At 68.6% G+C, this 23,971-nt stretch carries 19 protein-coding genes; 8 read left to right on the top strand and 11 right to left on the bottom strand.

Features of this window, described 5'->3' with window-relative positions; translation table 11 throughout:
- Positions 1-120: 120 nt before the first annotated feature.
- Positions 121-1,074 carry a formate/nitrite transporter family protein gene (locus tag QHF84_RS13595; protein ID WP_281313694.1) on the top strand — a complete coding sequence of 318 codons (954 nt, stop codon included), beginning with the start codon at positions 121-123 and terminating at the stop codon, positions 1,072-1,074.
- Here QHF84_RS13595 and QHF84_RS13590 read toward each other — a convergent pair.
- Complete coding sequence (locus QHF84_RS13590) at positions 1,058-1,612, bottom strand: superoxide dismutase family protein (RefSeq protein ID WP_281313693.1); 555 nt, start codon at positions 1,610-1,612, stop codon at positions 1,058-1,060. The two genes, QHF84_RS13595 and QHF84_RS13590, sit on opposite strands and share 17 nt — an antisense overlap.
- Positions 1,613-1,772: 160 nt before the next feature.
- Here QHF84_RS13590 and QHF84_RS13585 point away from each other — a divergent pair, with 160 nt between their 5' ends.
- Positions 1,773-3,239 (top strand): serine/threonine-protein kinase, encoded by a 1,467-nt coding sequence (locus tag QHF84_RS13585; RefSeq protein WP_281313692.1) that lies wholly within the window; start codon positions 1,773-1,775, stop codon positions 3,237-3,239.
- Positions 3,236-4,261 (top strand): hypothetical protein, encoded by a 1,026-nt coding sequence (locus QHF84_RS13580; RefSeq protein ID WP_281313691.1) that lies wholly within the window; start codon positions 3,236-3,238, stop codon positions 4,259-4,261. Before QHF84_RS13585 ends, QHF84_RS13580 begins: the two co-directional genes overlap by 4 nt.
- A gap of 3 nt (positions 4,262-4,264) precedes the next feature.
- Here QHF84_RS13580 and QHF84_RS13575 read toward each other — a convergent pair whose 3' ends face one another.
- Positions 4,265-4,963, bottom strand: coding sequence for a hypothetical protein (locus QHF84_RS13575; RefSeq protein WP_281313690.1), 699 nt, complete (start codon positions 4,961-4,963; stop codon positions 4,265-4,267).
- Positions 4,964-5,034: 71 nt separating this feature from the next.
- Between QHF84_RS13575 and QHF84_RS13570 the strand changes: the two genes are divergently transcribed.
- A complete protein-coding gene (locus QHF84_RS13570) occupies positions 5,035-6,372 on the top strand; it encodes a sigma 54-interacting transcriptional regulator (RefSeq protein WP_281313689.1) in 1,338 nt (445 codons plus the stop codon).
- Between the two features lie 63 nt (positions 6,373-6,435).
- Here the strand turns inward: QHF84_RS13570 and QHF84_RS13565 are convergent, their stop codons facing one another.
- From QHF84_RS13565 to mscL, 4 genes are all read right to left on the bottom strand, one after another.
- Entirely contained in the window at positions 6,436-7,455 is a 1,020-nt protein-coding gene (locus QHF84_RS13565) for a deoxyhypusine synthase family protein (protein WP_281313688.1), read from the bottom strand.
- Between the two features lie 118 nt (positions 7,456-7,573).
- Positions 7,574-7,960 carry an NFACT RNA binding domain-containing protein gene (locus tag QHF84_RS13560; protein WP_281313687.1) on the bottom strand — a complete coding sequence of 129 codons (387 nt, stop codon included), beginning with the start codon at positions 7,958-7,960 and terminating at the stop codon, positions 7,574-7,576.
- A 31-nt stretch (positions 7,961-7,991) separates the two neighbouring features.
- Entirely contained in the window at positions 7,992-9,443 is a 1,452-nt protein-coding gene (locus tag QHF84_RS13555; protein ID WP_281313686.1) for a ferritin-like domain-containing protein, read from the bottom strand.
- 46 nt (positions 9,444-9,489) lie between these two features.
- The gene (gene mscL, locus QHF84_RS13550; protein WP_281313685.1) at positions 9,490-9,885 is read right to left on the bottom strand and encodes a large conductance mechanosensitive channel protein MscL; all 396 of its coding nucleotides are present in this window, start codon (positions 9,883-9,885) and stop codon (positions 9,490-9,492) included.
- Positions 9,886-10,019: 134 nt separating this feature from the next.
- Between mscL and QHF84_RS13545 the strand changes: the two genes are divergently transcribed.
- Positions 10,020-11,258 (top strand): hypothetical protein, encoded by a 1,239-nt coding sequence (locus QHF84_RS13545; protein ID WP_281313684.1) that lies wholly within the window; start codon positions 10,020-10,022, stop codon positions 11,256-11,258.
- Between the two features lie 88 nt (positions 11,259-11,346).
- Positions 11,347-11,901, top strand: coding sequence for a YtfJ family protein (locus tag QHF84_RS13540; RefSeq protein ID WP_281313683.1), 555 nt, complete (start codon positions 11,347-11,349; stop codon positions 11,899-11,901).
- 25 nt (positions 11,902-11,926) lie between these two features.
- On the opposite strand, the gene QHF84_RS13535 is transcribed toward QHF84_RS13540, so the two are convergent.
- The gene (locus QHF84_RS13535) at positions 11,927-12,814 is read right to left on the bottom strand and encodes a hypothetical protein (RefSeq protein WP_281313682.1); all 888 of its coding nucleotides are present in this window, start codon (positions 12,812-12,814) and stop codon (positions 11,927-11,929) included.
- Positions 12,815-12,914: 100 nt separating this feature from the next.
- Between QHF84_RS13535 and QHF84_RS13530 the strand changes: the two genes are divergently transcribed.
- Together QHF84_RS13530 and QHF84_RS13525 are read left to right on the top strand one after the other, a co-directional pair.
- On the top strand, positions 12,915-14,561 hold the full coding sequence (locus tag QHF84_RS13530; RefSeq protein WP_281313681.1) for a hypothetical protein: 1,647 nt from the start codon (positions 12,915-12,917) through the stop codon (positions 14,559-14,561).
- A 34-nt stretch (positions 14,562-14,595) separates the two neighbouring features.
- On the top strand, positions 14,596-15,819 hold the full coding sequence (locus QHF84_RS13525) for an ATP-grasp domain-containing protein (protein ID WP_281313680.1): 1,224 nt from the start codon (positions 14,596-14,598) through the stop codon (positions 15,817-15,819).
- Here the strand turns inward: QHF84_RS13525 and QHF84_RS13520 are convergent.
- From QHF84_RS13520 to glgB, 4 genes are all read right to left on the bottom strand, one after another.
- Positions 15,778-17,091, bottom strand: coding sequence for a ferritin-like domain-containing protein (locus tag QHF84_RS13520; protein ID WP_281313679.1), 1,314 nt, complete (start codon positions 17,089-17,091; stop codon positions 15,778-15,780). The genes QHF84_RS13525 and QHF84_RS13520 overlap by 42 nt on opposite strands.
- A 116-nt stretch (positions 17,092-17,207) precedes the next feature.
- Positions 17,208-17,696, bottom strand: coding sequence for an MGMT family protein (locus QHF84_RS13515; RefSeq protein WP_281313678.1), 489 nt, complete (start codon positions 17,694-17,696; stop codon positions 17,208-17,210).
- On the bottom strand, positions 17,693-20,179 hold the full coding sequence (locus tag QHF84_RS13510) for a DUF3536 domain-containing protein (RefSeq protein WP_281313677.1): 2,487 nt from the start codon (positions 20,177-20,179) through the stop codon (positions 17,693-17,695). The genes QHF84_RS13515 and QHF84_RS13510 overlap by 4 nt, the downstream gene beginning before the upstream one ends.
- The gene (gene glgB, locus QHF84_RS13505) at positions 20,176-23,931 is read right to left on the bottom strand and encodes a 1,4-alpha-glucan branching protein GlgB (protein WP_281313676.1); all 3,756 of its coding nucleotides are present in this window, start codon (positions 23,929-23,931) and stop codon (positions 20,176-20,178) included. The genes QHF84_RS13510 and glgB overlap by 4 nt, the downstream gene beginning before the upstream one ends.
- Positions 23,932-23,971: the final 40 nt, after the last annotated feature.

Here is a 23,971-nt window from a genome sequence, read left to right as displayed (position 1 = left end):
CGCCAGGTTCGCGGACCGCAGATAGACGGAGCGACACGCGCTTTCTTGGTGTGGTTCCTGTGATCCTCCGGCGAGGGGGCTTCCCAAGGGCGGCGCGCGCGGGTGATGATGGCGCCGTTCATGGACTACGTCGCTCCGTCGAAGGTCGTCTCCACCATGCTCGACGCGGGCGCTGCCAAGGCCGCGGCGTCGCTCCGGGACCTCGTGATCCGCGGCTTCCTCGCGGGCGCGCTCCTCGGCTTCGCCACGAGCCTGGCCGTCACCACGACCGTCCAGACCACGATCCCGGTCGCCGGCGCGCTCCTCTTTCCCGTCGGCTTCGTGATGATCGTCCTGCTCGGACTCGAGCTCGTCACGGGCAACTTCGCGCTCCTGCCCATGGCGATGCTCGACAAGCGCGCGACCCTCTTCCAGCTCCTGCGCAACTTCGGCGTCGTATTCTCGGCGAACCTCGCGGGCAGCCTCTTTTATGCGTGGCTGCTCTCGATCTCGCTCACGATGGCCGGGAGCGTCCCGCCCGACGCCGTCGCGAACAAGATCGTCGCCATCGCCCAGGCCAAGACCCAGTTTCCTCAGTATGGCCTCGCCGGCCTCCTCGGCGTGTTCGTCCGCAGCATCCTCTGCAACTGGATGGTTTGTCTGGGCGTCGTCATGGCCATGACGTCCACGTCGACCGTCGGCAAGATCGCCGCCGCCTGGCTACCGATTCTCGTGTTTTTCGCGCACGGCTACGAGCATTCGGTCGTGAACATGTTCGTCATTCCGGCCGGCATGATGCTCGGCGCGAAGGTGACCTTCGCGGACTGGTGGCTCAAGAACCAGCTCCCGGTCACGGCCGGCAATTTCGTGGGCGGCTTCCTCTTCACGGGAATGGCGCTTTATTTCACGCACAAACCCAAGCCCGATGCAGCCGGGGCCCAGGCAAGCCCCGCGCCCCCGGATCTCGCCGCGCCCGCGCCTCCGCCGGCTCCTGCGCTCGTCCTCGTCCCCGAGCCTCCCGTGCTGGAGCTCCTCACGAGCGAGCCCGAGCCCACGTCCGAGCGCGAGCCTTCGGCCGCTACGGATTCAGCTTGATCACGCCGCAGCCGATCCGCGCGCCCGCATTGCCGGCCGGCTGCGAGGTGAAATCGTCCGGATCCGCGTGCACCATGAATGCGTGATTGACGACGTCCGTCGTGGACTCGTCCCCGAGCGTCCAGAGATCCGTTCGAAGCGTGAGCGACGCCTTTCCCATTGCGTCCGCGGTCACGTTGCCGATATCGCCCCGATGAAACGGCGGCCTCCCCCACTTCCCGTGCGCCTCGTTCGTCGGGTTCCAGTGACCCATTGCATTGTTTCCGTCCATGCCGCAGTCGGGCATCTCGTGGATGTGCACGGCGTGTGCGCCGGGGACGAGGCCATTCAACCGGAGCGTGAGCCGCACGAACCCATTCTCCTCGGTGAACACCGCCGTCCCCGTGACGCTCTGGCCTGTCGAGGGCGTGATTTCGGCTGTCGCCCGGACGGCCGCCTTCACGCCCTCCGGCTTTTCGGCGACGTTGTCGCTGCACCCGCAGAGCACCGCCAGGACACACGTGCCCAAGACCGCGAAAGGATGGCCTTTCTTCGTCACGTACCCCTCCCCTGCCGTTGGTCCTCCAAGCACTCCCTGCCTGGAAAGTTCGCGCATCATGGCGCGTTCCCGGCCCTCGGCAAGCGTGGCTTCGTGGGCCGGATCGCCTCCTCGAAGGTGTAGCCAAGGAACACCTGGAAACGGTAAGATCCGGCCTCGTATGCGAATGTGTCCGGAGTGCCGCGAGGGCTACGAGGACGACGTGCCCGTATGCCCGGCGCATGACGCGGCGCTCGTATCGCCCGATTTCTTTCCGACGGACGACACGCTCGCGCCCGGCACGATGGTCGGCGAGTACCGCATCGACCGCAAGATCGGCGGCGGGACGTTCGGCGACGTCTATGCCGGCGAACATCCGCTCATCGGCAAGAAGGTCGCCGTCAAGGTCCTGAACCGGCGCTTCGCCTCGGATCCGGAGACCGTCTCCCGCTTCATTGCCGAGGCGCGCGCGGTGAACAAGATCCGCCACCGCAACATCATCGACATCTTTTCTTTCAACACGCTCCCCGGCGGACGGCATTACTTCGTGATGGAGTACGTCGAGGGCCAGACGCTCGCCGCGCTCCTCCAGCAGAAGCGCCGCCTGCCGATCCCGACGGCCCTCCAGATCGCCCAGGGCGTCGCCTCCGCGCTCGACGCCGCGCACGAGGCGGGCATCACGCACCGCGACCTCAAGCCGGAGAACGTCTTCCTCGCCGCCGAGCGCGACGGCTCCCATTTCCCCAAATTGCTCGATTTCGGCATCGCGAAGCTCGTGGACGACGACGTCGCCCACAAGACCGGCTCGGGCGTTCTGCTCGGCACGCCGCTCTACATGTCCCCCGAGCAGGCGCGCGGCAAAAAGGTCGACCCCCGGTCCGACATCTATTCGCTCGGCGTGATGATCCACGAAATGCTCACGGGCTCGGTGCCCTTCGCCGGCGACTCCGCGATGGACGTCGTCCTCAAGCACGACACCGAGCCGCCGCCGGCCATGGCGAGCGTTTGTCCGGACCTCCCCGCGGCGCTCGACGCGCCCGTCCTCGCCATGCTCGAAAAGCGCCCGCGCAATCGCCCCGCGTCGGCGGGCGAGGCCGTCGCCGCCCTCGCCCTGCAGGCGGTGGAGGTCGGACTTTTGCCCCGTCCCCCCTTGCCGTCCGGCGTCGAGAGTGCCCGCGCCCCGCTCGGAAACGGAGAACTCCGCGCCACGGCGCAGGCCGGTCGCTCGGCCCCCGCGGAGACGCCGCACGCGCGCACCGAGCCTTCGTCCACCGAGCGCATGTCCGCGCTCGATTCGTCGAGCGTGAACCGAAAGAATGGCCCGTCCGCCCGGTGGCTCTTCGCCGTGCTCGGCATTGCGGCGATCGGCGGCACGGCCTCGCTCATGGCGCGCAGCCGCGCCCCGAGCGACGAGCCTTTTGGGCCCGGCGCGAGCTCCGGCATGCGCGACGAATCCCCCGAGCCCGAGCGGATCCCGACCGCCGCGCCCTCCCCCGCGCCGCCCGAAATCAGCCCCGCGCCCGCGCCCACGCCGGCGACCTCGGCCTCGGCCTCGGCGGCTCCGCAATCGCGCCCCGCCAAACCCGTGAAGACCAGGACGCCGCCGAAGACGCCGAACCTCGATCCGATCCTCGGGGAGCGGGAATGAGGCGCTCGGCGATTGCCGTTTTGCTCTCGCTCGCCGTCACCTCCTCCGGCGCCCGCGTGCGCGCGCAATCACCCGAGGGCCCGTCCATCGCCCTCGCCGAGGCGCTCTTCCAGCAGGGCCGCAAGCTCCTCGACGAGCAGCGTTATGCCGAGGCTTGCACGAAGCTCGCCGAGAGCCAGCGCCTCGACCCGAAGCTCGGCACGCTCTTGAACCTCGCCGTCTGCCACGAAAAAGAAGGAAAAATTGCGACGGCTTGGGCCGAATACACGTCGGCCGCCTCGCTCGCGCGTGGAAAGGGGCAAAAGGACCGCGAGCAATTCGCGCGCGACCACGTCGCCGAGCTCAGGAAGCAGCTCGCCTACGTGGTCCTGCGCATGGAGGCGCCACCCGCCGGCCTCGGAATGAAGCTCGACGACAAACCCATCGACGTCGCCGCGCTGAACGTCCCCTTGCCGATCGACCCGGGCAAACACACCGTCACCGTGGTTGCTCCGGGCAAACGGGCCTGGACCGGCGAGGTCACCGTCCCCTCGCAACCGGGCGAGATTCCCGTCGTGATCCCCGCCCTCGAAGACGCGCCGCCGCCGCCCGCGCAGGTCGCGCCACCGCCGCCCGAGCCTTTGCCGCCGCCGATTTCGCCGACAAAGCCGCCGCCCGCGGAGCCTCCCCTGCCCGCGCCGACCGGCCCGAGCGCCTCCGCCGTCCTCATGGTCACGGGGTTCGGCGGCGGCGGCGCGGCGCTCCTCGTGGGAGCGGTGACGGGGATCGTCACGCTGGCCAAAGCGAGCGAGATCCTGCCGAATTGTAATGGCTCGTCATGCCCCGGACAAGCCAACGCGCTCGCCACCGCGACCACCCTGGCGAACGTGTCGAACATCGGGTTTGGCGTGGCCGTCCTCGGCCTCGGCGTGGGCATCGCGGGTATCGCGCTCGCGCCCAAACGTGAACACGCGCCCCCGCCCGCGGTCTCCGTCACGCCCCTCCTCGGGCCCGGCGTGCTCGGGCTCCGCGGCACGTTCTGACGTTCAGAGACACGTCTCCGACTTGCAATCACACGAGCCGCCGCAGACGAGATCGATCTCCACGGCGGCATCACACGTGGCCGTGCAGCGATTGTCGCCGCAGATCACGGTCGCGCCCGCGCAGCTCTGGCCCTTGCAGACGAGGCTACAGGCGCCGTCGGGGCCGCATTTCACGGTCAGGTTCTGACAGCCTCCCTCCTCGCAGACGACCTCGCAGGGAGAACCACCCATGCAATTCACGAGGACGTCGTTGCATTGATCCTTGCATTCGAGCCGAGCGGGCGCCTGCCTCGTATCGAGTTGCAGGGTGAAGGTTCCGGCATCCATGTCGGCCTGCATGCACTCGTCTGGCTGGTCGCAGACCCTCGTGCACACGTTCCCGGCGCAGGAATCACATTCGGCGCTCGGACAGACCCCGGACATGGCTTGCCATCCGCATTCGTTGCAGGTCCCGTTCTGATTCATCGGCGCGGCACAGACGGCGTCCTCCTTGCAACCCCCCGTCATCCGGGTGCAGCTCGTGTTGCACGCCGTCCCCTCCGCATTGCAGGCATAAGGGCCACACGCCGCCTCGTCGCACGTCTCGCCGGTCTCGTCCGTCGCCTCGAGCCCCGCGATCCCCGCGACGAACTGGCAGCCGAAGGCCACGAGGCCAAAGGCCCCCACGATCAGGGCGATCCGCGCCGCCTTGCCTGTTTGCATGATTGCACCCTCGGTCCCAGGATACCACGGGACGCGCACGCGCGGCCTTCGCCGTGGTAGGCTGCGCGCCCATGTCGGTGAAAAGCACGTTGCCCCTTCATTCCCGGCCCAAGGAGCTGCGCCTCGACGGATTCTCGCTCACCGTGGTCGAAGGCCCCGGCGCCGGCACCTCGCTGCGCGCCGAGATGAGCGAGGTCTCCGTCGGCACGGCCCAGGGAAACGACCTCGTGCTCCCCGATCCGACCGTCTCCCGCCACCATTTCAGCCTCTCGGCGACGCCCGAGGGGTATCTCTTGAAGGACCTCGGCTCCTCGAACGGCACCTGGGTCGCCGGCATGCGCGTCCTCTCGGGTTACGTCGAGCCCGGCGCGCGCGTGCGCGTCGGCCGCACGACGCTGCTCGTCGATCAGGTGAACGAGGACATCTGCGAGGCGCTGAGCCCCGAGGACGGCTTCGGTCCGCTCCTCGGGCAAAGCGCCGCCATGCGCCGCATTTTCGCGGCCTTGCCGCGCGTCGCGCAATCGGAGAGCACCGTCCTCCTCGAAGGCGAAACCGGCACGGGAAAGGGCGTCCTCGCGGCGGCCATTCACGAGGCGAGCCCGCGCGCGGCGGGCCCGTTCGTCGTGCTCGATTGCGCGGCCATTGCGCCCACGCTCATCGAGAGCGAGCTCTTCGGGCACGTCAAAGGCTCGTTCACAGGCGCGCAAGCCGACCGCGCGGGCGCGTTCGAGCAGGCGAAGGGCGGCACCATTTTCATCGACGAGATCGGCGAGCTGCCGCTCGACATGCAGCCGAAGCTCCTCCGCGCCCTGGAGGAGCGCAGCGTCAAGCGCGTCGGCAGTAACCAGCGCGTCAAGCTCGACGTCCGCGTGATCGCCGCGACGAACCGCGACCTGCGCACCGAGGTCAACCGCAACACGTTCCGCGCCGACCTCTTCTACCGGCTCAACGTGGTCCGTATCCACGTCCCGCCGCTGCGCGAGCGCACGGGCGACATCGAGCGCCTCGCGCGCCATTTCCACGCCGAGCTCGTCCCCGACAAACCCATCCCGGACGACCTCCTCGAGTCCTTCCGCCGGCAATCGTGGCCCGGCAACGTGCGCGAGCTGCGCGCCGCGATCGAGCGCGCCGTGCTCTTCAACGATCCCGCGGTCCTCGCGCTTTCGGCCGAGATCGAGTCCGGCGCCGGGGCCAAGGAGCGGGACGACGACATCGACCTCGAAGTGCCTTTCCGCGTGTGCAAACAAAAAGCCTCGGATCAATGGGAGCGGCGCTATGTGCGGGCGCTCCTCCGGGCGACGAACGACAACATCTCCGAGGCGTCGCGCCGGGTGAAGATGGACCGGAGCCACCTCCGGACGCTCTTGCGGAAATACGGGTTTCGTGGGGCGGACGAGAGCGGAAGCTGAGAACCACGCGGGGCGGCCGCGCCCTCGACACGATCGGGGCCGTGCGTGAAGGCCCTCCCCTGATTACGAGAGCTTCGACAAGAGCGCGTTCGCTGCTTCCGGGTGCTGCTTGTATTCGAGCAACGCGCTGAGGAGCAGGGGCGCCACGATGGTCGCGTCCGACTCGATCACGAACATGGGCGTATCCTTCGTGAGCTTGTCCCAGGTGATCTTCTCGTTCGGCGTCGCCCCCGAGTACGAGCCGTACGACGTCGTCGAATCCGAGATCTGGCAGAAATACGCCCAGGGTTTCACGGGCTCTTCGAGGTCGTACTTGATCGACGGCACGACGCAGATGGGGAAGTCCCCGGCGATGCCGCCGCCGATCTGGAAGAAGCCAACGCCCGATCCTGTCGAGAGCTCGCGGTACTGGTCATAAAACGCGGCCATGTACTCGATGCCGGATTTGGCGATGATCGCGCTGCACTCGCCGAGCTTGACGTGGGAGGCGAAGATGTTGCCGAACGTCGAATCCTCGTAGCCGGGGACCACGATCGGGAGATTCTTGCGCGCGGCGGCGAGCAGCCAGCACGCGTCCGGGTCGCCTTCGTGGAGCGCCGGGTCGAGGCGCTGGATGAGGTCGTAGAAGTATTCGTGCCAGAAGCGCCGCTCGCCGGCCGCGCTCGCGTTTTTCCACATGGGCACGAGGTACTTCTCCACGGCGCGGAACGCCTCGTCCTCGGGGATGCTCGTGTCGGTGACGCGTCGCATGCGGTCCTCGAGGATCTTCGTGTCGTCCTCCTTCGTGAAGTAGCGGTAGTCCGGGAAATCCTTGTAGCTCGCGTGCGCGACGAGCCGGAAGAGCGATTCTTCGAGGTTCGCCCCCGTCACGGACAAACCATGGATGAGCCCCGCGCGGATGGCGGGCGCGAGCGTGATGCCGAGCTGCGCCGACGACATGGCCCCCGCGAGGGCCCAGAACATCTTCCCGCCGCTCTCGATGTGTCGAATGTAGGCAATCAATGCGTCACGCGTCGCGCGCGCATTGAAGTTCTTGTAGTTCTTCAGGATGAACTCGAGAATCGGAAGCGTGGGGGGCGTCATGAGAAGTCTTTCCATTCCGTCGGTCGATCGCGCGAGAGCGCGTGCCGAACCATCGAGGTCGGCTGTGTGACGGCCGAGGCGTAGCACGTGCTCGACCACGCGTCGAATGGGCCGCCCGTCAATCCGTCGCGCCCGCCGGTGCCACGGGTTTGACCTTCACGCTCTTGTATTTCGAGATCTCCACGAGCCCCGCGGGGGCGCCGCGGGGCTTCGAGACCTCGGATGCGCGGCAGAAATGCACCTCGACCTTCGGGGCGCCCCGCGCTTTCGAATACCAGGCGGCCGCCGAGGCGGCGATCTCGATGACCGAGCGGGGGACCTCCACACGGTCGGGGTTACGCACGACGACGTGGCTCCCCGGCGTCCCCCCCGCGACGTGCAGCCATACGTCGTGCGGCGCCGCGACGTCGAACGTCAGGTAGTCGTTGTCCTCGGCGCCGCGACCGATGAGGACCTCGAAGCCCTCCACGGTCACCGTGCGATACGGTCTTCCTTTGCTTGCCACGGGCGGAGTCTGCCTTGCGAAGCCCCGAAGCTCAAGACCAGGTGACGAGCCCGAGCTCTCGGGCGCACGGCACGACGACCTCGCGCAGCGCCTCTCGCCGGAGCGTGCCCAGCGTCCGCGCCGCGAGCACGCCGAATTCCTCGTTTTCCACCGGCATCTTCGGCGGATCCTTTTCGTGCATCGCCCGGGCCCGCTCGAACGCCCGTGTCGCGGCCTCGCGCGCCTCGTCCCCGAACGCGTCGAGCGCCCATTGCAGGGTTTTCCACGCGAGCGCCGCGTGCCGCGCCTCGTCCTCCGCGATCTGCGCGAGCGCGGCCCCGAGGCCCTCGTCCTTCACCGCGCGCGCGACCTCCTGCCCCTCGGCCGCGCCGAGCGTCTCGCCCACGCAACCCTCGACGACCAGCGACTCCACGAACGAAACGACGTCCGTCGCGAGCCGCGCCGTCGCCTCCGGCAGTTTGTCCGGCCCGAGGATTCGCCCGCCGATCCGGGAGGCGATGGCGTATTCGACCCGCGCGTGCTCCACCTCGTCACGCGCGGCGTTTTGCGCCTCCGCGAGCAGCTCCGCGGGCGCGCCGAGCGCAAGGAGCTGGAGGGAGAAGCGCGCGAAGCTCGCGATCGAGGCATGCTCCATGGCGGCGATGGCTGCATGATGCGCCGCGATCGCCTCGCGCGCCTCCGCAGAGAGGTTCTCCACGTCGAAGACGAGCGGCGCGCGCCAGTCCGCGCGGGCGCGCGGCTGGGCAGCACGAACCTCGCCTTCGACGACGAGGGGACGGCCGATCACGCAGGACATCCCCGCGCATTGCCAGGTCGGCTTCGCGCCCTTCGGGCCGATCGCCACGCAGGCCGGGCCGAGCCGCGGCGTCTCCCCGCAATCGGCGTCGCTCTTGCAGGTGTCCTCCTTGGTCCGGCAAGCGAGCGTGACCTGCTCGTAACAACCATTGAAATACGCCGACAAACCGCAGGAGCTCGCCCCGCAATCGGCATCCGTGCCGCAGGAGGCGTCCCCGCAGACGGAGTGGCGCGCGCGCAGGGCGCCCGTGCCCTTGCAGACGCAGGCTTTTCCGGAGCCGCAGTCGTCGTCGGTCTCGCACGAATAGGTGCAGCCGCAATACGTCCCGACCTGCCCGATCCCGCTCGTGCACTTGCCGTGCGGATGCTCCGTGCAATCGGCGTCCGTCTTGCAGGACTGGTGCTTCTCCGTGCCCGCGCAGGCGGGAATGTCGATCGTCGCGTCACACGTCACGCGGCTCGCGCGGTGGACGTTTCCGTTTTTCTCGGTCACCCAGCCGACGCGCTTCGGCGCCTCCGGCTCGGGCGCGCCGTCGGGCGCGGGCTCGGCCGTCGCGCTCGCGGGCGACGTGGGGATGGCGACGACGGTGCCCTCGCCGGCGCCGGACGAGGCGGGAGGAGAGGCCGAGCATGCGGCTCCGCCGATCGCGACGAGGAGGGAGAGGCGTAAACTTCGGTAACGATCCACGTCGCGACCCTACCACAGCTCCGCGCGGCGATGTCGCGCGTCGTGGCTACGAGATGCGCGAGGGCGTCTTCGTGACCAGCGCGTCGCGGATCTGCGCGAGCAGATCGTGATCCGACTCCTGGGGCGGCGGGGGCGCCGCGGGCCGCGGTCGCCGCATCGCATTGATCCCCTTGACGAACAGGAACAATGCGAAGCCCACGATCACGAAATTGACCACGGCGGTCAGAAACTTCCCGTACTCGATCACGCCATGGCCGAGCCTGAACGTGAGCGCGTCGAAGTTCGGTTTCCCGAAGATCGCCGCGATCAGGTTCATCAGGATGCCGTTCGTGAACGCCGTGACCACGGCATTGAACGACGCGCCGAGCACGACGGCGACCGCGAGATCGACCACGTTGCCGCGTGAGATGAAGTCCTTGAATTCCCTGGCGATGGCGTTCATGCGCTGGCCTCCCTCCCGCGCAAGTCGTGCACGTGGCATGCCACGAAATATCGGCCCGCCGAGCCGTGGAACGCGTCGTGCACCGGCCCCGCCGGACCAAGACAGGTCGCCCCCGACCCCAAAAGGAGGGCTCGATGATGCGGACGCAGTGGATCCTTGGTACGATTTCAGTATTTTCGCTCGTCGCGTGCGGTGGCAAGGAGGGAGACGCGAGCGCCCCGCTCCGGGTACCCACGTATCACGAGGACGTGGCGCCCATCCTCGCCGAGCATTGCCAGAGTTGTCATGAAAAGGGTGGCATCGCCCCGTTTTCCCTCGTCGATTACGAGGACGCGCGCCGCACCGCCGAGGCGATTCGCATCTCCACGTCGTCGCGCAGCATGCCCCCGTTCGTCCTCGACAACAGCGGCGAATGCAACACGTACGTCGAGGGCCGCTGGCTCTCGGACGCGCAGATCGAGACGATCGCGGCCTGGGCCCGCGCCGGCGCGCCCGAGGGCGAGCCGCCGAAAGGAGGGCCTCCCGCGCCGAAGGCCCTGGCGCAGCTCGATCGTGTCGACCTGACCATCGACATGAAGGACACGTATACCCCGGACGCCGCGAAATTCGACGATTACCGGTGCTTCGTGCTCGACCCCGAGCTCACGGAGGACGTGTTCATCACCGGCTTCCACGTTCGTCCGGGCGTCGCATCCATGTTGCACCACCTCACGATGTACTCCATCGACACCAAGGCATCCGAGGCCGCGGCCGAGGCGCGCGACGCGAGCGAGCCCGGGTTCGGATATTCGTGCATCGACGACATCCACGTGAAGGACGCGCGCTGGCTCGTCGGCGCGGGCCCGGGCAGCGGCGCGCTCCGCTTCCCGGAGGGCACGGGCCTGCGCATGCGCGCGGGGCGGAAGACGATCTTGCAGATCCATTACAACCAAGAAAATGGCCGCCACGCCGATCGCACGCAGATCGACCTCATGCTCGAAAAGAGCGTCCCGAAGGAGGCCACGGTGAAGCGGATCGCGGCCACGAACCTGCTCCTGCCGCCGAAGCAGCCGAGCGTCGAACAGAGCGCGAGCATGCCCCTGTTCATGAACGTCACGTTGTGGGGGCTCTGGCCTCACATGCACAAGCTCGGGCGCGGGATGCATGTCTCGGCGCTGCACGGCGGAGAGGAGAAATGCCTGGCCCGCGTGAACGACTGGGATTTCCACTGGCAGGGGTTTGCCCATTACACGAAGCCGATCGATCTCTCGCTGGGCGATCAGATGCACATCACGTGCACGTACGACACGCTCGGGCGCGACACCACGACGACCTGGGGCCAGGGCACGAACGACGAGATGTGCATCGCGTTTTTCTACCTGACGGAAAATTGATGTCCGGGGCGGCCGGCGCGCTCTCCGGATCTCGGCCGATCGTGGAGCGCTTGACAGGCTGCGAAAAAAGCGGTTTGTTTGATGGGCAATGAAGTTTGCCCGCCGAACTCTGCTCGCCTTCGGAATCACCCTGCTCGCGGCGACGACGCTGCCGACCGCGACCGCCCTGGCCGTGCTTTCGGAGCAGACCGTCGCCCCGAACGCGCGTGTCGAGGACGCCGACGGCAAGGCGGTCGAGATCAAATCGCTGAAGGGAAAGCCGATCGTCATCGTCTACGACGACCGGACGTCGGCGCCGAAGAGCGAGGCGTTCCGGCGCGAACTCGTCAAGCTCCTGAAATCGGGGCCGTACGCGTCGAAGGTGTCGCTCCTGCTCGTCGCGGACGTGAGCCCGTACGATTTCTGGCCGGCGCGCGGCACCGTGAAGGACGCCGTGCGCGAAGAGACGAAGAAACAAGGCACGACGGTCTATTGCGATTGGACCGGCGGGATGCGCTCGGCCTACAAGCTGAAGAACGAGATCACGGGCGTGGTGATGGTGGGCAAGGACGGCAAGGTGATGTTCGCCAAGGAGGGCGTGCCCGCCGGCGCGGACCAGAAGCGGCTCGTCGACGCGCTGAAGGCCGAGGTCGAGGGCGGCTGACAGCCTGTGGAATCATCGTCGCGCGTCAGAGCTTTTTCATGATCGCCTCGACCTCGGCCGCCGGCATGGGGACGTCACCGCATTCGGGGTAGGTCTCCTCGTTCATGATGTGGCCGTCGCCGTTCCAGTCGCGGATGAAGGGGTTGTCCTCGAGGCGCTTCACGATGTGGCCCTCGCGGTCGACGAGGCGGTTCGATTCGTAGACCCCCTGCCCCACCTTGAAGTCCATGTGCGAGACGTAAAACCGCCCCTTGTGGCGCCCCGCCGTGATCGGCAGGGCGCAGCGGGTGCGGTGGCCGAGCAGGTGAAGCTTGCGCGTGGGGATATCGACGAGACAAACCGATAGGTTGTGAATGGTCGGCACCTCGTAGCCGTGCGCCGCGACGATCACGGTCTTCGCGTCGACGAGCTGCGGCGGGCCCAGGCTCAGGCACCCCTCGCGCTCGTCGTTGCGACCGATCTCCGTGAGGTCGCCGGTTTCGAGGTCGAGCAGCATCACGCGGTCGTCGGAGATATCGACGAAATCGTTCGGGCCGCTGCCGAGACGCACCCTCTGTGTGCCGGCGTCGCGGAGGAATACGACGTGTTTTCCGTCGGCCGCGAGCGAGGGCGCCCAGTCCTTGCCGCCGGTCGTGAGCTTGCGGGGCGCGGCGTTCGGCGCGCACGAAAACAGCTCGCGCTCGTGCTCGACCACCGTGGTCTTGCCGGCGCTCGCGGCGCACGGGGAGGCGACAGCGGCGGCGTCGGGAACGCCCGCGTCGTCGGTGATCACGCTTTGCGGCTCGGCGCGTTTGCCGCCGCTGCCGGGCGCCGCGGCCTCGGGCTCGGTGACGGCGACCGGGACCGGCTCGGCGCGGCATCCGGAGGCGAGCATCGCAGCGAGGAGGAGGCCCGAGATCTGCGTGGACTTCATGGAACGGCCGAAACGCTGGCCCCCAAAGTAGCATTCCTCATGCGCCGCGGGACGTTCGTCCTTGTCTCGAAAGGGTCCTTTGGCGGTAGAATGCGCCGCGATGTCCACCGCCGTCGCGGCGCCCCGGCCCTGGCTCCTCGGCCCATGGCCTGATCTCCTGCTCGGATGCGGGCTCGGGTATGGGCTCGTCGTCGTCGCGCTCGCCGCGATCGGCGCGCCGATGGGCTCGCTCGAAGGGTGGCTGCCGCTCGTCGTGCTCGTGACCGGGATCCCGCATTACGGGGCGACGCTGCTCCGGGTCTACGGGACGGAATCGGCGCGGCGACGGTATTTCCTTTATGCGTTTCCCCTCGGTTTCCTGGTCTGGGGGGCGTTCGCGGGGGCGCTCGCCGCGCCGCGGCTCGGGACGTGGCTCATCACGCTTTATCTCACGTGGAGCCCCTGGCATTACACGGCCCAGAACTTCGGACTCGTGATGATGTTCCTGCGCCGCGCCGGGATCACGCCGACGCCGGCGCTCCGGCGGCTCGTCTGGATCTCGTTCGTCCTCTCGTTCGTGCTCGTCTTCGTGAACATCCACGGCGCCGCGTCGGCCGGCGGGGCCGATCCTCTGCAAGCGGCGAGCGCCTCCTATCGATTCGCGCCGCTCGGGATTCCCGCGCGGTTTGCCCTGGGCGCGCTGGCCGTCGCGGGGGCTTCGTATGTGGTGGTGACCGGGCTCGTGATCCGGAAGCTCGTGGCGCTCGCCGGGATTACGCGGCTCGCGCCGGCGCTCACGCTCGTCCTGAGCCAGGCGGCGTGGTTCGTTTTGCCCGTGTTGCTCGGGCTCGCGCGGCCGGCGCTGTATGGTCCGGGCGGGGCGACGGCGCTCGCGTTCATCTGGGTCGCGATCGCGCACAGCGTGCAATATCTGTGGATCTCGTTCCATTACGCGCGTGCCTCCGGGAGCGTGGACAAGGCGGCGCCAGCGGGCCTTCTGTATCTCGGAAAAACCGTGCTGGCGGGCTCCACGATCTGGGTGTTCCCCGCGCTCGTCTGCGCGCCGGGCGCGCTCGGGATCCTGCCGTTCGAGTCGGGGCTCGGGCTCCTCGTGGCCGCCGTGGTGAATTTGCACCACTTCATCCTCGACGGGGCGATCTGGAAGCTCCGGGATGGCACGGTCGGGAATGTGCTTGTGGGCCAAACCAGCGCGGCGCCACAGGTGGTCCCGGCGGCGCGGGGCCTCGGGGCGTGGGTGCTACGGGCGGCGTTCATCGCGGCGGGGCTCGTGGCGGCGGGCGTCTGGGCAGCGGCGGCCTGGGAAAAGGAAATGGGGATCCGGCGCGCAGCGGCGGCCGGGGATCTCGCGCGGGTCGAGGTCGCGGCGCGCAGGCTCGCGCGGCTCGGGCGGGACGCGCCGCGGATTCACGTGGCGATCGGGCGGCTGCGCGAGGCGCGCGGGGAGAAGGACGCGGCGCACGCGGCGTACGAGGCCGCGCTCGCGCTCGATCCCGAGGACGCGACGGCGCTCGATCGGATCGCGGAGTCGTGGATCTCGCGCGGGGATTTCCAGCGGGCGCTCGACGCGCGGTATCGAGCCGCACGAAACGCGCCGGATCGCCCGGCCCTCCGGCGTCGTTACGAGGAGCTGCTCGCGCGATTGCAGGCGCCCCCGGAAGCGGAGGACACGGAAGTTATCGTGGTCGGAGGGGCCGCCCCGGCGAACGAGGCGGACGCTGCCACGCAGTCGTCACGCACGACGCCTTGAAGAGCGGGACGAACGGAGTATGGTGGCGCCCGCCATGCGATTCGCCGTCTTCGTCACGCCTTTCTTCAACGAGAGCGCCATCCGATTCATCGCCGCCCTGCTCGACGTGCCGGACCTCCGGCTCGCCGTCGTGAGCCAGGACGTCGAGGAAAACCTGCCGGAGGTGCTCCTCGGCCGGCTCGTGAAGCATTTTCGGGTGAGCAACGTGCAGGACACGGCGGAGCTCGTGGCGGCGACGCGCTGGATCCACGCGAACGTCGCGCCCGTCGATCGGCTGCTCGGCGTGAGCGAGTTCGTGCAGGTCGCGGTCGCCGAGGCGCGCGACGCGCTCGGGCTACCAGGGCCGGGCGCGGAGGTGATCCGGAACTTCCGCGACAAACCGCGCATGAAAGACGTGTTCCGCGCGGCGGGATTGCCCTGCGCGCGTCACCACCTCGCCCCGAACGAGGACGAGGCGCGGCGCTTCGCGGCCGAGGTGGGTTTTCCGCTGGTCGCGAAGCCGCCGGCCGGCGTGGGCTCGGCGAGCACGTTCGTCGTGAAGGACGCGGCCGAGCTCGACCGTGTGCTCGCGCTGAGCTCGCCGACCCCGGCGTCGCCCGTGATGCTCGAGGAGTTCGTGCGCGGCGCCGAGCACACCTTCGACGCGGTGGTGATCGGCGGCAAACCGGTCTGGTACTCGATCTCGCGGTATCTGCCGAATCCGATCGAGGTCGTGGAGAACCCGTGGATTCAGTGGTGCGTGCTCCTGCCGCGCGACATCAGCGGGCCGGAATTCGATCCGATCCGGGAGCTCGGGTTCCGGGCGCTTTCGGTGCTCGGGCTCGAAACGGGCATTTGCCACATGGAGTGGTTCCGGCAAAAGGACGGGCGGATCGTGCTCTCCGAGGTCGCGGCGCGGCCGGGAGGCGCGCAGCTCATGAATCTGAACGCGCGCGCCCATGATTTCGACATGTACGGGCAGGTCGCGCGGCTCATCGCATTCGATACGTTCGAGGCGCCGCGCGAGCGCAAGTACGCGACGGGCGCGGCGTTCCTGCGCGGGCAGGCGCCGGGCGTGGTGCGCGAGGTGTGGGGGATCGAGGAGGCGGAGCGCAAGCTCGGCAAGCTCATCACGGACGTGAAATGGCCCAAGGTCGGCGAGCCGCGATCGGCGAGTTACGAGGGCGAAGGGTACGTGCTGGTGCGGCACCCGGAGACGGAGGGCGTCGCGGAGGCGTTACGCGAGATTGTCCAGCTCGTGCGCGTCATCTCGCACTGATCGGCGGGCGTGCGGCGCGCGGAGGAGCGTGCGCGCGGCGGGCAGGACGACGTCGGCCATCGCGCGGCGCATGACGTCGCGTTTTTCCGCGGCCGACAGGCAGCCGTGGGCGGCGAGTTTGTCCGCGTCCGCGCCGGGAGCTGCGACGTCCTCGGGCTCGGGGCAAACGGCCGTGGAAAATGCTTTTTCGAGGGCGCGGGCGACCTCGGGCCCGCCCGCTTCGAGCGCCCACGCGAGCGTGCGCCACGCAAGTTCCGCGTGCGTGGCCTCGTCCTCGGCGATCCACATGAGCGTGGCTTTCACCGCGGGATCGGTCGCGCGCAAGGCCTCTTCTCCTGCGACGAGCGCGGAGAGCGTCTCGTTGACGGCGCCTTCGAGGGCCGTGGCGAGCGCGATCTCGGCGAGGGTTTTCCGCAGCGCGACCTCGGGCAGGGGCAACGTGCCCGGACCAACCGGCGCGCCCGCGTAGGCGCTGGCAAGGCTGAAACATAGTTTGGCGTGCCGCACCTCGTCGGCAAGGGCCTCCTGCGCAGCGGAGACGAGCGAGGCCGGGGCGCCGGCGCCGAGCAGCTCCAGGACGACGCGCGCGAAGGACGCGACGGAGGCGTGCTCGTAGAGGCCCGAGCGCGTGAAATGGTCGGCGAGGGCGCGGCGCGTGGCGGGGTCGAGGTTCGATAGATTGGGAGATTCCGACAAACCTTGCCCGGCTTGCAGGAGCCAATCGGCGCGAGGCGCGGGGTCGGCGGTGCGCGCTTCGCCGTCGACGACGAAGGGGCGGCCTTCGCAAATCTCGAAGGTGATGGCCACGTTATAGCAACACTGGGCGCTGATCGACAGCTCCAGGCAGCCGTAACCGGGGTGATCGTAGCAGCAGGTCCCGGAGCCCGCGCATTCGTCGGTGCCGTGGACCTGCTTCATCAGCTCGGCCTGGACGTCCCCGAGCGGAGGGCAATTGCCGCCCACGGAGCCCGGGAGGCAAAGAAGGCGATATTCGGCATTCGGAGGGGGCGGGTTCTCGCAGGGGAGCGCGCCGCCCGCCCCGCCGACGCCAACGGCGGTGCTGACGGCGGGGCCCAAGACGCCACCGGTGCCGCCCGCGCCACCCGTGCCGCCCGTGCCGCCCGCGCCGCCCGTGTTCGCATCGATGACCACATTGCCGCCACACGCGGCCGCCGCGACGGCGAGAGTCGCGCCCGCGGTGAGCCCCGCGGCCCGCAGGATTCGCGTGAACAGCGCAACGGAGAGAGGTGAAGGATTTTTCGCGTGGGCCATTTTGTGCCTACCTCGCTGCATCGAAGATCGCGGTGGCCCAGAGGCCACGCGGAATGGGACGCAAACGCTGCATCCGGGCAACGAGGGTGGCAAAATTCGGGCCGGCAGCGCGGGGCTCAGGCGCGCGCGCGTTTGCGAGGCGCGGCGGCGGGCTTTTTCGCGCCGAGGCCGGACCAGCCGAAACGATCGAGTGAGACATTTCCGCGCGGATCGAAGGTGACGCCCTCGGATTCGAGGAGCGCTCGCTGGAGGGCGCCGCCGACCGGGTCCTTGATGGTGACGGCGGCGCGATTGCGAGGGCGGCTGCCGAGGACACGTTGCCACGGGACGGTGCTGCCGCCGGTGTCCTTCAGCGCGGCGAGGGCGAATCCAACGTGACGCGCCGAGCGAGGGTACCCGGCGAGGGCGGCGACGACGCCATACGTGGTGACGCGGCCGCGGGGAATGCGGCGGACGACACGATAGAAGGCTTGCCACCAGGAGATCGGCTCGACGGCATCGACGGGCTCGGCGCGCGTGATCCGGGCCCGCGTCTTCAGGGGTGCTTTCGTGGCCTTCTTCGCGGGCTTCTTCTTCGATTTCGACGTCGCGCCGCGGGCGCTCACGGGATCTCCTCGATTTCTTCCCCGCGCAGGGAGCGGAGCCGCGGGAGCGCGGCGCCCTCGGGGAGGCGGACGCGGAGCCGCTCGGCGAGGCTCTGGAACGCGAGGCACATCGAATGCGCCGCGGCGTCGCCCTCGTCGGCCCGGGTGCGCATCTCGGGGTAGATGGTATGTGCGAGCCGGTAAAACACGTTCTGGGTTTTCCAGAGGTCGACAGAAAAGCCGGCGCGATGCGCGAATTCGACGGCCATGTCGAGATCCGCGAGGAGGAGAGGATCGGTGGGGCGTTCGCGCAAGCGCTCGGCGAGGGCGGAGAGGCTCTGGCCGAGGGTAAACGTCACGGCGGCTCGATCGACGTGGAGGTCCTGCTCCTTGGCCTGCGCGAGGAGGCGCCGCATGGAGAGGACGTCGGGCGGGACGCGCTCGGCGGCGCGCAAAAGGTCGGCGCCGAGGACGAGCTCGCCCGCGACGAGCAAGGAGCGCGGCGTGGGGCTGCGCAAAGGCGCGAGGCGGCGGAGGAGCGGCGCATATCGCTCGAAAAGGGCGCGCTGGGCGGCCTCGACCTCGGCGAGCGTGGGGGAAAGGAGGCGCTCGACGATGCGGCGCTGATCGTCGCGAAAAACGGAGTCGAGCGAGTCGATCGTGCGGTCGCAACGGCGATAGAAGAGGCGCATCGTGCCCTCCATGTCGCCCGATTCGAAGGTGCGGACGAGCTCGGCGCGGCGCTCGACGTGTTCGTCGCCCTCGGGGTCGCGCAAGACGCCGCCGGCGACGCGGTGATCGCCGAGGTGGAGGACGCTGAAGTCGTGGCACTCGGAGGCGAGCGTGAGGCGGCTCGTGACGCGCGTGCGGCCGAGGAGGAGCTTGGCGCCGTTGCGCTCGTGGGTCTCGAGGCCCTCGACGTGCACGTCGTAACAATAGGTGCTCGGGGGGCCGTCCTGGACGAGGCTCGTCGCGAAATGGGCGGTGACGGCCGGGAGATCGACGCGCGCCCGCGTGACGAAACGATCCCAGACGCGGCGGCCGTCGCCCATCTCGGGGAGGTTCGAGCGGGCCTTTTCGAGTTTTTCCAGGAACGGGCCTTCGAGGCTCTTGCCGAAGAGGGCCTCGCCGAGCTCGACGACGCGGCCGGCATACTGGAGGCATTGCACGGTCTCGATGCCGGAGAGGTCGTCGAAGAACCAGCCGCAGCTCGTGTACATGAGCATCGCATTGCGCTGGAGCTCGAGGAGCGCGAGGGCCTCGCTTTGCTCCTCGGCCGAGAGCGCGTGCGTCGCATGCGCAGAGAAGAAACGCGCGAGGGTGCTCGGCGAGCGATCGAGGACGACCTCGATGTAAGCGTCGCGGGCGGCCCAGGGGTCGTGGAAGAGGCGCTCGGCCGCGCGCTCGAACGGGCCCGCGACCTCGTCGCGGAGGGCGTCGAGGGCAATGCGGAGGGGCTTGCGCCAGGACTGGTTCCACCCATGCGGGGAGCCGGCGCGGCAGCCGCAATCGGCGCGCCAGCGCTCGACGCCGTGGGCGCAGCTCCAGGAGGTGCCCTCCAGGATCTCGGCCTCGTGTGTCGGCGGGTGGCGTTCGAGGAACTCGCCGTAATTGGTCAATTTGGCCAAACCATGCGCCTCGATGTGGCCGAGGGCCCAGGCGAGGGCCATTTCGCCGTAGCGATGGTGGTGGCCGTAGGTCTCGCCGTCGGTGGCGATGTGGACCATCTGCGGGAAGGTGCGCTTGCTGTCGAACGCGGAGGCGAGGCGGCCGGCGAAATGCTCGCCGTTCGCGAGGAGGCGTTCGAAGGCGACGGCCTGGGAGACGGGGCCGTCGTAAAAGAAGACGGCAATCGAGCGGCCGGAAGGGAGCTCGACGCGGTAGGCCATCGAGGGGTCGACGCGGCTGCCGCGGACGTCGATCCATTCCTTGCCGCCGATGCGACGCACACGCGCGGCCTGCCGAGGGGCGAGGAGGGTGAAGGTGATGCCTTCGGCCGCGAGGACCTCCAATGTCTCGGTGTCGACGGCCGTCTCGGGGAGCCACATGCCCTCGGGTTTGCGGCGGAACCGCGCGACGAAATCGGCGATGCCCCAGCGGACCTGCGTGACTTTGTCGCGCTGATTCGCGAGCGGCATGATGAGGTGGTTGTACGCCTGGGCCATCGCCGAGCCGTGCCCGCCGAAGCGGCGCGCGCTCGCCTCGTCCGCCGCGAGGATTGCCCGGTAGGTCTCCTTCGCGTGGTGCTCCATCCAGCCGAGGAGCGTCGGGCCGAAATTGAAGCTGATGCGCGAGTAGTTGTTGACGATGCGCGTGATGCGGTCCTCGCCGTCGAGGACACGCGCCGCGGCGTTTGGCGCGTAACACTCGGCCGTGATGCGCGCGTTCCAGTCGTGCCAGGGCGCGGCCGAGTCCTGCTGCTCGATCGCTTCGAGCCAGGGGTTTTCCCGCGGGGGCTGATAAAAATGGCCGTGGACGCAGACGTACCGCTCGGGTGCCTTCATCGAGCCCTCACGTAAAGCGCAGCCTCGGACGGGCCGAGGGTGACGCGGACGAGGCCGGTCGAGGTGATTTCCTCGGGAGCCGAGGCGTCGCCCTTGCCGCCGAAGCGGGCCTCGGACGAGGCGAGCGAGCGGCGGAAGGTGCCCGAAGGCACGGGCAAGGTGACGGTGACGGGGTGGTCGCCGAAATGGTAGATCACGAATACCTCGGAGTCACGGTTCCAGCGCCGCACGTAAAGGAGGCGCTCGTCCTCGAAGGCGACGGCCTGCCGCCCGCCCTCCGCGGCGAAGGCGCCCACGTCGCGCCGCGCCCGGAGGAGCTCTTTGTACCACGCGAGGAGCCTCGCGTGATCCCCCGTGGTGCGGAGCTTGAAATCGAGCTTGGCGCGGCGGAACGTGGACTCGTCCTGCGGATCGAGCGGTTTTTCCGAATATCCGAGCTTGGCCATTTCCTCGGCGCGGCCTTCGCGGACATTCTCGACGAGCGTGGGATCGCCGTGGCTCGTGAAGTACGGGAACGGCGCGATCTCGCCGTATTCCTCGCCCATGAAGAGCAGGGGCAAGAAGGGCGAGAGCAGGACGACGGCGGCCGCGAGCTTCTGCTTTTCGAAGGAGACCCGCGCGGAGAGGCGTTCGCCGCGCGGGCGATTGCCGACCTGGTCGTGGTTCTGGACGAACGTGACGAGGCGCCGCGGGTCGATGCTCGCGGCCGGGCGGCCGCGGCGGCGCTGGCGGTACCTGGAATGTTCGCCGGTATAGGCGAAGTTCTCGCGGAAGGTCTTGGCGAGCTGCTCGACGAGGCCGAAGTCCTGGAGATAACCGACGCGCTCGTTCGTGAGGAGGGCGAGGAGCGCGTAATGGACGTCGTCGTTCCAGAGGCCGTCGAGGCCGTGGCCGCCCTGGGACGAGGGCGTGACGAGGCGCGGGTCGTTGTCGTCGCTCTCGGCAATGAGGTGGACGAGGCGGCCGAGCTCGGAGGCGCGGCGATGGACGGCCTCGCCGAGCTCCTCGAAGAACGAGAGGGGCGAGTTGTCGACGATCGCATTGACGGCGTCGAGGCGGAGGGCGTCGACGCCCATCTGCGTGACGAAATGGAGCGCGCTCTCGATGAAGAACTTGCGGACCTCGTCCGAATGCGGGCCGTCGAAATTGAGGGCGTCGCCCCAGCGCGTGCGATAATACGAGGCGAAGTAGGGGCCGAAATCGGCGACGTAGGTGCCCTCGGGGCCGAGGTGGTTGTAGACGACGTCGAGGATGACGGCGATGCCCTCCGAATGGCAAGCGTCGACGAAGCGGCGCAGGCCCTCGGGGCCGCCATAGGAGGCCTGGACGGCGAAGGGATACGCGCCGTCGTAGCCCCAGTTGCGCTCGCCGGGGAACGCGGCGACGGGCATGACCTCGACGGCGGTGACGCCGAGCTCGCGGAGGTGCGAGAGGCGCGAGATCGCAGCGTCGAACGTGCCCTCGGGGGTGAAGGTGCCGACGTGGAGCTCGTAAATGACGTATTCGTCGAGCGGGCGGCCGGTCCAGCCAGGGGTGTGGTCGGAAAAACTCCGCACGACCTCGCTCGGGCCGTGGACGCCCTCGGGCTGGAGGCGTGAAGCGGGGTCGGGGCGGAGCTTGCCGCCGCCGAGGTCGTAATGGTAACGCGCGCCGGGGGCGACGCCGTCGACGAGGGCCTGGTAATAACCGTTCGCCTCGGGTTCGAGCGGGATCCGGCGTTCGAGTTTGCCCTGGAGGACGAGCTCGACCTTTTCGACGTTCGGCGCCCAGACGCGGAAGCGGGCGCGGTCCTCGCCGAGGTGGACGGCGCCGAGCGGGCGCTCGGAGACGGCGAGGCCCTCGTGCACGAAGAAGACGGCGCCGAGGGGCGGGAGCGTGATCTCGACGGAGTTTTTCCGGCTATGCCATTCGATGTTCTCCGCGACGACGTCGCCGCCGGCGCCCATGCCGCTGCCGCCGAACTCCAGGGCGTCGCTGGAGACGAGCTCCTTCCAGCGGCCGCCGCGAGGCAGGCCGACCCGATAACGCTGGCGCGGGATGGGCGTGAAGTTGATGGCGACGAGGACGAGGGCGTCGGTGGAGCGGGCGCGGCGGTAGAAGACGATGACGCTGTGGTCGGCGTCGTTGCAATCGATCCACTGGAAGCCCTCGGGGCTCGTGTCGAGCTCGTGCAGGGCGGGATATTCGCGGTAAAGGCGATTCATCGCCTGGACGAACCGCTTCATGCCGGCGTGGTAGGGGCCCTCGTCGAGCAGGTGCCAGTCGAGGCTCGATTCGTGGTTCCATTCGCGCCGCTGGGCGATCTCGCCGCCCATGAAGAGCAATTTTTTCCCCGGCTGGGCCCACATGTACGCGAAGAGCAGGCGCAGGTTCGCGAATTTCTGCCACTCGTCGCCGGGCATCTTGCCGAGCAGCGAGCCCTTGCCGTGGACGACCTCGTCGTGCGAGAGCGGAAGGACGAAGCTCTCGCTGAACGCATACATCATGCGGAACGTGAGCTGGTTGTGGACGAACTTGCGATAGACGGGGTCGCTCTGCATGTATTTGAGCGTGTCGTTCATCCACCCCATGTCCCATTTGTAGCCGAACCCGAGGCCGCCGACGTACGCGGGGCGGGAGACCATGGGCCAGGAGGTGGACTCCTCGGCGATGGTCTGGACCTCCGGGAAGGCGCGGGAGATCGATTCGTTGAGGCGGCGAAGGAAATCGATGGCTTCGAGGTTCTCGCGGCCGCCGTAGCGGTTCGGCACCCACTCGCCGTGCTTGCGGGAGTAATCGAGGTAGAGCATGGAGGCGACGGCGTCGACGCGCAGGCTGTCGGCGCGGTACCGATCGAGCCAGAAATGGGCGTTCGAGAGGAGGAAGCTCATCACCTCGTGGCGGCCATAATTGAAGATGAGGCTCTTCCAGTCGGGGTGATACCCCTTGCGCGGGTCGGCGTGCTCGAAGAGGTAGGTGCCGTCGAAATAGCCGAGGCCATGCTCGTCCGAGGGGAAATGCGAGGGGACCCAGTCGAGGATGACGCCGAGGCCGGCGTCGTGGAGCGCGTGGACCAGGTGAAGGAAATCGTCGGGGCCGCCGAAGCGCGAGGTGGGCGCGTAATACCCGGTGATCTGGTAGCCCCACGAGCCGCCGAACGGATGCTCCATGACGGGCAGGAGCTCGACGTGGGTGAAGCCCATGCGCGCGGCATACTCGGGCAGCTCCGCGGCGAGCTCGCGGTAGGTGAGCGGGCGGTTTCCATCCCCGACGACGCGGCGGAAGGAGCCGAGGTGGACCTCGTAGATCGAAACGGGTTTGTCGGGGCTCGTGCGCTTCTGGCGGGGCTTTTTCGGCTGCTCGTCGAGCGAGGCGAGGTCCCAGACGATCGACGCGGTCTTCGGCGGGATCTCGTGCAAAAAGCCGAACGGATCAGCCTTCTCGACGACGTATCCGTGGAAGCGGGAGGCGATGAAGTACTTGTAGACCGCGCCCTTGCCGACGCCCGGGACGAACCCTTCCCAGATGCCGGAGCCGCCGCGGCGCGCGAGGGGGTGGGCCTCGCGATCCCAGCCATTGAAATCGCCGACGACGGAGACACGCTCGGCGTCCGGGGCCCAGACGCCGAAACAGGTGCCCGCGACGCCGTCGACGATCATCGGATGAGCGCCGAGCTTCTCGTAGAGGCGGGTGTGCGTGCCCTCGGCGAAGAGGTAAAAATCCTCCTCCGTGAGGCGAGTGACGTCATGACGAACCGCGGTCCCGAGCTCCATGGATAGGAGCGGTTAGTCGAAATCGCGGGAGGCGGGAAGA

This window comes from Polyangium sp. y55x31 (assembly GCF_029946505.1).
Taxonomy (GTDB): domain Bacteria; phylum Myxococcota_A; class Polyangia; order Polyangiales; family Polyangiaceae; genus Polyangium.
Note: the sequence above shows the minus strand (reverse complement) of the source record. Positions and strands in the feature narration are given on the sequence as shown.